At 35.2% G+C, this 2,793-nt stretch carries 2 protein-coding genes; both read right to left on the bottom strand.

All coding sequences use genetic code 11. The features are described from left to right. A partial coding sequence (locus AC3DU7_RS30345) for a GldG family protein (RefSeq protein WP_488042955.1) occupies window positions 1-1,674 on the bottom strand: 1,674 nt, incomplete at its 3' end. Between the two features lie 96 nt (window positions 1,675-1,770). Further along, on the bottom strand, window positions 1,771-2,337 hold the full coding sequence (locus AC3DU7_RS30340) for a Uma2 family endonuclease (protein ID WP_488042954.1): 567 nt from the start codon (window positions 2,335-2,337) through the stop codon (window positions 1,771-1,773). Window positions 2,338-2,793: the final 456 nt, after the last annotated feature.

The raw sequence follows: 2,793 nt of genomic DNA, 5'->3' as shown, positions 1-2,793 counted from the left end.
TGCCATCCAACTTAAAAATCTAGCTCGTACTACCCTCATTGCAATACGACGGTTTGTGGTTTTTTTCGGACTAATAGAAAGTATTTTCTCTTCTGGTTTACCTAGCCAAGAAACTGAGTTAAGAAAAACATCTTTATTTAGTTGTTGTTGAAACCAACCATTTGTAGCAAATTGAGAATTTCCTAACACTACTAAACGTGCTTCCTCAGATGTATTTTCTGGTTTTTCTGCTATTTCTGTAGAGTCAAATTCATCTGGTGGTTGACCAGGAAGTGGGGGAATAACTTCTGTTGAAGTTATCTCTTTTTGCTCTTCTAACTCTGAAGTAGAAGTTGGTTCATTTGGTGGTTGACCAGGAAGTGGAGGAATGGGAGTCAGGTCTAATCCTATTTCATTACTTTTTTCTACAGTAGAAGAACGAGTAAAAGCTACACCTATAGATAGTGGCCCAAGGCGATCGCGACCCTCATTAAACTGTAACTGACCCCTTAAATCTGTTTCGGCCCAACTTTGATCATTAGTCCAAATCAGAGGAATTTCTGCTATTCCATCCACGGTTTCACTTTCTATCGGTCGAGCGAAGGGATATAAGGAAATACCATTGCTAAAGTCTTGAGTAATAGGATGTTCTCCATAGCTGCTAACTAATACCACCCAAGGGTCAAGACCGACTAACCGACCAATATTTGGGTCATCTATTGCCAGGCGATCGTCAACTAATACGCCCCATTCTTCAAATAAATCATCTAACCCCGGATTAGTACTTGGATCTAACATGACAAACAGACCACCACCTCGATCTAAATAGTCTTTTAAAGCAGTAACTTCTGCCTCTAAAAATTCTCTTTGCGGACCGGCAATAATTATCACATCTGCATCTTCAGGTACTTGAGAAATACTTGCCAAATTTATCGACTCTACTATATATTTTCTATTTTCAAGAGCTTTCAGAGCTTCGGAAAAGCCTCTTTGCCCTTCTTCTAATTCCCTTTCACCGTGACCTTGAATAAAGTATATTTTTAAAATTTTGTCGCCGAGTATTTCTTCTATGCTATTAGTTAGTTTAGATTCTGTGAGAGGTTCTAGTTTTCTACTAATAATAACTTCTTTTCTTTCTCCTGCTTCGAGATGAATTTCTCCTAACTGTTGAACTCCAAATTCGTTAGCTCTTCCTGGTTGTTCCTGGGGGTCTACTAACTCAAAATTAAATTTACCATTTCCTTGTCTTTGATAGTTTTCTATGAGTTGAGTGTATTGAGGATTTTCACCTCGGTCAAATATCCAAAGTTTAACTGGTTGTTCTAGATTTTCTAATACTTCAATAGTTTGTGGTGATAATGTAAATTTTTGGTTTTCAGTAAAGTCTATTCTAGTTTCGTAGCGAACTGCTAGAAAGTTTATTAATCCCAGAATTACTAATACAGAAATCGTGGAAAAAATTGCATTTGTGCCTGCTTCGGTTGCTCTTCCACTCCACCAAGTTGTAGTTGAATTTTGTTCTACAGAATAAGCCTGATAAAAAATCCACAAACTAATTATTACTGCACCAGTGGTTATTAAACTTAATGGTATTGGTTCCCAAGTTCCTGAAACAACACCTGCTGATACACCGATAATAGTTAAAATTGGTCCTAGCCAAAATAAATAATTCCAAGTACCTTTGATAATTTTCATATTATCTTTTTTTCAATCTCTAAATTGTTTTGAAGTCGTTACTTGCAATAAGTTCAAAAGCTGATAGCTGACTGCTGATAGCTGATAGCTTACTTCTTAATAATCTAACATCACATTTAATCCAGGTAAAATATCTTCACCTGATAACATAATAGGCATAGTTACAATTTCTACCTCTTGATTTTGACGATAAATTTCTACTTGTTTGTGTTGAGGATTAATTAACCAACCTAATAATAAACCTGATGCTAAATATTCTCTCATTTTTGCTTGTAAAGGTGGAAGTCTATCAGATTTAGACCGTAATTCAATCACAAAATCTGGGCAAATAGGAGGAAAACTTTCTCTTTCTTGTTGAGTAAGATTTTCCCATTTTTCTAAAGATACCCAAGCAACATCAGGGGAGCGATCGCCTCCTCCTGGTAAACTAAATATAGTAGAAGAACTAAAAACTATTCCTAACTGAGTTTGATGATTCCAGAGGCCAATATAAAAAATCAAATTAGCTTCTTTTTGACCACTTTCACCACCTACTGGGGACATAATAATTAATTCTCTTTGAGGATTTCTTTCTAATTGTAATTCAGGATTAGCTTGACACAGTTGAACAAATTGTTCTCTAGTTAGTTTCGTAATTGGATTAAGATTTAATACAGTAGTCATTTCAGTTATCAGTTATCAGTATCTCTGGTTGTTTGTGCAGCATTCCGCAGGAAAGCTAGAGGCTTAAAATATTGAATCGAATATTTTTTTCATCCCTTTGTAAAGAGAAGACTTGAGACATTATTGTTTGCTCATAAGTTGAAATACCCTATCGAAGTTAATGATAATTAAACATTAATAATATACAGCAAATTTCGGATAAATGAAGTACAAGGTATGAATAGTAAAGTCTTATAGTGCGGGCATCTTGCCCGCGATGGTTTTACCTCATAACATATAGGCATCTTGCCCGCGATGGGTGTACCTCATAACATCGGGAAATGCCATATTAATTTTTATAATTAAAATATTTTAATTCTCTACTCCTCCTTCTAAAATACCCACTAAAACTGCACCTAAATCTTTTATATCGTCTGGGATTTTAAATAAATTAATATCTTGTGTAATTTGTTTTTC

The organism is Okeania sp. (genome assembly GCF_983059655.1).
Note: the sequence above shows the minus strand (reverse complement) of the source record. Positions and strands in the feature narration are given on the sequence as shown.

Coding starts and splice junctions, on each gene's coding strand:
- AC3DU7_RS30340 (WP_488042954.1), bottom strand. CDS start 2,337: ATGACTACTGTATTAAATCTTAATCCAATTACGAAACTAACTAGAGAA.